Source organism: Kitasatospora sp. NPDC059817 (assembly GCF_042731835.1).
In the GTDB taxonomy this organism is placed as follows: Bacteria; Actinomycetota; Actinomycetes; order Streptomycetales; family Streptomycetaceae; genus Kitasatospora.
The window spans coordinates 1-5,626 of record NZ_JBHWIR010000303.1 but is presented as its reverse complement, the minus strand read 5'-3'; the positions used below and the strand labels follow the sequence as shown (position 1 = coordinate 5,626).

General features: G+C 75.6%; 3 protein-coding genes. All 3 read right to left on the bottom strand.

The annotated features are described in order from the left end of the window. Window positions 1–55 precede the first annotated feature (55 nt). Complete coding sequence (locus ACFV61_RS33875) at window positions 56–2,821, bottom strand: BTAD domain-containing putative transcriptional regulator (protein ID WP_380495918.1); 2,766 nt, start codon at window positions 2,819–2,821, stop codon at window positions 56–58. Between the two features lie 214 nt (window positions 2,822–3,035). Further along, window positions 3,036–3,878 (bottom strand): hypothetical protein, encoded by an 843-nt coding sequence (locus tag ACFV61_RS33870; protein ID WP_380495916.1) that lies wholly within the window; start codon window positions 3,876–3,878, stop codon window positions 3,036–3,038. After that, window positions 3,875–5,626 (bottom strand): GMC family oxidoreductase (locus ACFV61_RS33865; RefSeq protein ID WP_380495914.1); only part of this gene is annotated, 1,752 nt, incomplete at its 5' end. The genes ACFV61_RS33870 and ACFV61_RS33865, both read right to left, overlap by 4 nt.

Below are 5,626 nucleotides of genomic sequence, written 5' to 3'. Positions count from 1 at the left end.
GGGGGGGGGGGCCCGGGGGGGGGGGCCGCGCGGGGGCCCCCGGGGGCGGCAGCCGCTACCCGTTCCCGCAGGTCCGTACCGCGGCGGCGCGCGCGTAGTAGTCGGCGGCGTCGGCGGTGAAGCCGTCCTGTTCCGCGAGGCGGCCCGCACGGTCGAAGTGGTGCCACGCCTCGCCGTTGCGGTCCAGGGTGGACAGGGCCCTCCCGCAGATGTCCAGGAGCATCGCGCGGCGCGCCACGACCTGGTCCTCCGGGGCGAGGTCGAGCGCGCACCGCGCGAGGGTGAGCGCCTTCGCCGGGCGCTCGTTCAGCAGGTGGTACCGGGCCAGGTAGTAGGTCGTGAGCATCTCGGTCTGCGGGCTGCCGGCCCTGCGGGCGAGCTGTGCGGCCCGCTCGTAGCCGAGGCCGGCCAGGTTCGTGTCGCCGAGTGCCTCCCGGGCCTGGGCCAGGTTGGCGGTGGCGATCGCCTCACCCTCGGTGTCGTCGGCGCGCCGGGCCAGGTCGGGTGCGCGCAGCAGGTGCGGCAAGGCCTCCTCGTACCGGCCGTTCTGCCCGAGGACCCAGCCGAGCAGGCTCCTGACGCGGGATTCCGCGTCGGCCTCGGCCAGTTCGACGGCGGAGCCGAGGGCGTGGCCGAGCGGAGCCTCCCAGTCGGCTCCGGGCTGCTGGACGACCAGGGGCCACAGCAGCAGGGCGAGTCGCCACGCCCGGTGGTGGTGCCGGCCGGCGGCGGCCGCCGCGGTGGCGGCGACGAGGTTGCGCCGTTCCCTGGCGTACCAGGCCATGGCCTCCTCCCGGTCGGCGAAGACGGGCGTCGACACCGGCGTCCGGAAGTCCTCCGGGAGCCGGCAGCAGGGTTGGCTGCCCGCCACCGCCGCGCTCGCGGCGGCCAGGGCGGCGTACAGGTAGTGGTCGAGGAGCGGAAGGAGGCGGTCACCCCCGGGGGCGGGGCCGAGCGAGCGGGCGAACAGCCGGATGAGTCCGTGCAGGGCGTAGCGGTCGTGCCCCCGCTCCTCCACCAGGTTGGCGGCGACGAGGCGTTCCAGCACCGCGCGGCTGCCGGCCGGGCTGTCGTCCGCCAGCGCGGCGACCGCCGCCACGTCGATGTCGGGGCCGAAGTGGTGGGCCAGCAGCCGGAGGACGGCGACCGCGTCCGGCGGGAGGTGGTCCACGCTGACGCGCAGGACGGAGGCGAAGTCGATGCCGTCCACCGCGAGGAAGGAGATCCGCCGCTGCCCGTCGCGGAGTTCCTCGACCGCGTCGCCGAGCGAGCGCTCGGGTCGCACCGCCAGCCGGGCCGCCGCCAGTCGCAGGGCCAGCGGCAGCCCGTCGCACAGCCGCACCAGGCGCCCGGCGGCGTCCGGTTCCGCTCCGACCCGGTCCGGGCCGAGGATGCGGGCGAACAGTGCCTCGCCCTCCCCCGGCCCGAGCCGGTCCAGCAGCAGGGGGCGGGCGCAGTCGCCGGCGACCAGGCTCTCCAGCCGGTTGCGACTGGTGACGACGGTGGCGCAGCCGTGGGCGCCGGGGAGCAGCGGGCGGACCTGGTCGTAGCTCAGCGCGTCGTCGAGGATGACCAGGAGGCGGCGGTTGCGGAGCAGCGAGCGGTAGAGCGCCTCGGCTGCGGCGGTGTTCTGCGGGATGTCGTCGGGCTGGATGCCGAGCGCGCCGAGGAAGTCCCGGATGACGAAGGCGGGGTCGGCGATCGGGGCGGTGTCGATGAAGCCGCCGAGCCGGGCGAAGAGCACGCCGTCCGGGAAGTCCGCCGCGGCCTGTTGGGCCCAGTGGGCCACCAGCGCGCTCTTGCCGATCCCGGCCGGCCCGGTGACCAGGCAGATGGGCGAGTCGTGTGCGGTGTGCCGCACGGCCGCGTCGAGGGCGGCGAGTTCACGCTTGCGCCCGGTGAAGCCGGCCGGTCGGCGGGGCAGCAGGAGCGGTCGCCGCAGGTCGTTCGCGCCCGGCTGTCCCGCATGTCCCGCGCCGCGGTGCGCGTCGGCCTGGCGGTGCGCATCCTCCTGGCGGTGCGCGCCCGCTTGGCTGCGGGTGTCGGCCTGCCGGTCCGCGGCCTGCTGCCCGTGGGGGTCCCCGGGCCGGTGCGTGTCCTCCCGTCGGCGTGCGGCGCGTGGCGGGCTGAGGATCCGGTCGTAGGCCTCGACCATCGCGGGGCCCGGGTCGACGCCCAGTTCGTCACCGAGCAGTCGGGCCGTCCGGTGGTAGAGCTCGATGGCCTCGGCCTGCCGGTTCGTCGCCAGCAGGGCGTCGAGCAGGAGCGCCACCAGGGATTCGCGCAGCGGATGCCGGTCCGCCGGGCCGCGCAGCACCGCGACGGCCTCTTCGGCGCGCCGGCCCGCGGTCAGCGCCTGGCCGAGCTCCTCCACCGCGCCGAGCCGCGCCTCCTCCAGTTCCGCTGCTGCGGCGACGACCGGGGGTGTGCCGCAGAGTCCGGCGAGCGCCGGGCCGCGCCAGAGCGCGAGGGCCTTGCGCAGCGCCGGGATCCCGGCCGGTGCGCCGTCGCCGGTGCGCGCTTCGGCGACGGCGGCGCGGAACCGCTCGCCGTCGATGTGGTCGGACGGCGCCTGGAGGAGGTAGCCGTCACAGGCGGTGGCGATGGTGACCGGGCCCACGGGGTGCAGCAGCCGGCGGAGTTGGGAGACGTGCCCCTGGATCACGGTCTTGGCGTGTCTGGGCGGCTGCTCGCCCCACAGGGCGTCGGTGAGACGGTCGTTCGTGACCAGCGCGTCGTTGGCGAGGAGGAGCATCGCCAGCAAGGTCCGGCGTTTCGGTGGCCCGATCTCGACAAACTGCCCGTTGCACCGGACTTCCACCGGTCCGAGCAGCCGGAATTCCAACAAGGGTCCCTCCCCACTGCCGATCACCTGCGCAATGGGTAAGGCTACCCTTGTCAGTGGACACTCACGCGCACACCCCCAGCTGCGGAGGAGCGGTCAGAGGTGCACACGAGAACGGCGTCCACGGTCCGCCGCCCGCCCACTCAGGTGGTGTCGCCCCTGACCGTAACCCGCCCTCGGCTGATGGGCGTCACCGGACGTAGTAGGCGCGGTTGTGGGCGGCGACCGGCGGGGACTGGTAGGTCCAGACCCCGGCGGCCGGGGCGTCGGCGATCAGGTGGGCGAGGTCTCGGGCGGACTCCTCCGCGGGGTTGCCGAGGTCGAGCCGGACACGGTCGGCGGTGCGGTCGTCCAGGGCGTAGTAGCGGTAGGGGTGGTAGACGTTGAGCGGGCCGGCGAGCAGCTTGCCCTCGTCGTCGGTGCCGTAGCCGGTGATCGGGGTGTTGTTGACGGATTCGGCGGTGAGGCCGATCAGGTTCACGTCGAGGGCGAGGAGTTGCTCGTCGTGGCGGCACAGCCCGTCCTCCCCGAGGGTGGCCCGGCGGCAGGAGACGGACCAGCGCTCGCGCACGGCGGGGGCGTTGAGCGAGGGCAGCGCGGTCTCGAACCAGCCGGGGTGCTTGGGCTCGGCGTACAGGCGGCGCCCGGCGTCGATGGCGAGCGGGTTGTCGCACAGGACGTGCAGGCGGGCGATCCCGAGCAGCTTGGTCTGGTCGTAACCCCGGGCGTACTGGCCGTAGTTGAGGACCGGGAGGCGGTCCCCGGCGAACACCGGGTGGGCGACCAGGTTGATCTCCAGCTCCTCGGTGATGCCACCGCCGTTCGGGTACTGGGCGAAGTACAGCTGGTAGTTGAGGGACACGCAGGCCCCGCCGTCGAACACGGCGGCGGTCAGGCCGGGGTGGCGCTTGCCGAGCAGTTCGCGCGCCCGCTCGGGCTCGACCAGGTAGTCGACGCCGATGTTGTGCAACGCGCCGTAGTGGAAGGGCAGGTGGTACGGCTCCGGTACGGGCGGGAGCGGCAGGCCGGTCATGGTGTCTCCGGAAGGGCGGGCGAACAGGTGGCGGGCGAAGGAGCGACGGACGAAGGGGTACCGGCGACGGACACCGGGCGGTGCAGGTCCAGCAGGTCCTGGTGGATCCGGTCGGCGCTGCGCAGGGCGAGGGCGGCCATAGTGAGCGAGGGGTTGGAGGTGCCGAGCGAGGGCATCGAACCGCACCCGACGGCGTACAGGTTGGGGTGGTCCCAGCAGCGCTGCCAGTGGTCGACGACGGAGGTGGCGGGCGAGTCGCCCATGACGTGGGTGCCGCCGGCGTGGCCCGCGCCCCGGTACCCGTAGGCGGTTCCCAGGTGTTCGAGGCGGCCCGGCCACTGCGGACCGGCCGGGTAGGCGGTGTGGTCCTCGGCGCCGAGCAGGGCGAACAGCTGATCGGAGACGGCCCGGGCCGAGACCATGCCCGCGCGGACGTACTCGTCGAGGTCGTAGCGGACGGCCGGGCCGGGGAGGCCGAGCGGATCGCGCCGGTCCGGGTCGAGGGTGACCCGGTTGGCCGGGTCGGCGGGCTGCTCCAGTTCGAACTGGAGCGAGAACTGACGGCCGAGCCGGTCGCCGAGGCGTGCCCGCAGCTCCTTGCCGCGCAGCCCGGCGGCCAGCAGTGCGGCCGTCTCGGCCTCGGGGGAGCCACCGGCCCAGGACCAGCCCCAGTTGCCGATCTCGATCCGGAACGGGGCCCGGCGGGCGCGGGCCGGGCCGAAGCGGAAGGCCTCCAGGCCGCTGGTGGAGCCGGGCCCCCGGTAGGGGCCGACCTGGCCGGGCATGAGCCCCCAGGTGAGCAGCGCCGGGTGGTCCATCAGGTTGCGGCCCACCTGGTCGCTGCGGTTGGCCAGGCCGGACAGGAGCAGCAGCCGGGCGTTCTCGACGGCGTGCGCGGCGAGGACGACCAGGTCCGCGTCCACCCGGTGGGCCGCGCCGCCGGCCAGATACTCCACCCCGGTGGCGCGCCCGGTCACCGGGTCGGCGAGCACCTTGGCCACCACGGCCCCGGTGCGCAGTTCGACGCAGGGCGCCCAGCGGGCCTGGGTGCGCAGCGGCGTGTACTTGGCGCCGGTCGGGCAGACCGGGACGCAGCTGGCGCTGCCCGCGCAGGGCGGGCCGAAGCTGTCGCCGGGCCGGGTGGGCAGGCCGTTGCGGGCGTGCGGGGTGCCGGTGACGGCGAGCCGGGCGGGGCCGGGCATGGCGGGGTCGCGGACGGTCCGGCCGTCGAGGGCGTGGGCGAGCCGGCGGTCGAGGTGGCTGGCCGGGATGGCCCGCATGGGGAAGGCGTAGTCGTCCGGGATCGGCAGTCCGACGGCGCGGCGCTGCTCCCCGGCGTCGGCGGCGACGCCGAGTTCGTGTTCGGCGGCGCGGTAGTACGGCTCCAGGTCGTGGTAGCCGATCGGCCAGTTGCGGCCGCGGCCGAGGTCGCCGGTGCGGAAGTCCTCGGGGTGCATGCGGGGGGTGAGGCCGGTCCAGAGCAGTCCGGTGCCGCCGTTGGCGCGCAGGTAGCCGCTGGCGTAGGGCAGCGGGCCGTCCTGCCGAAGGTGTCCGGTGGCGGTGAAGCCGCCGCCGGGGAGCCCGGTGAGGTCGGTGACGTCGAGGGACGGGGCGTCGGGGTGGTGCGGGTAGGGCGAGGTGGGCGGGCCGCCGCCGGCCGCGCGGACGGCGGCGGCGGGGGCGGGGGCAGGGGGCGCGGGGCCGCCGGGGGCGAGGGGCGGGGCGCCCCCCGCCCGAGCGCCCCGGCG

What these genes read in the sequence shown, in the direction of transcription:
- ACFV61_RS33870 (WP_380495916.1), bottom strand. Translation starts at nt 3,878, where the DNA reads ATGACCGGCCTGCCGCTCCCGCCCGTACCGGAGCCGTACCACCTGCCC.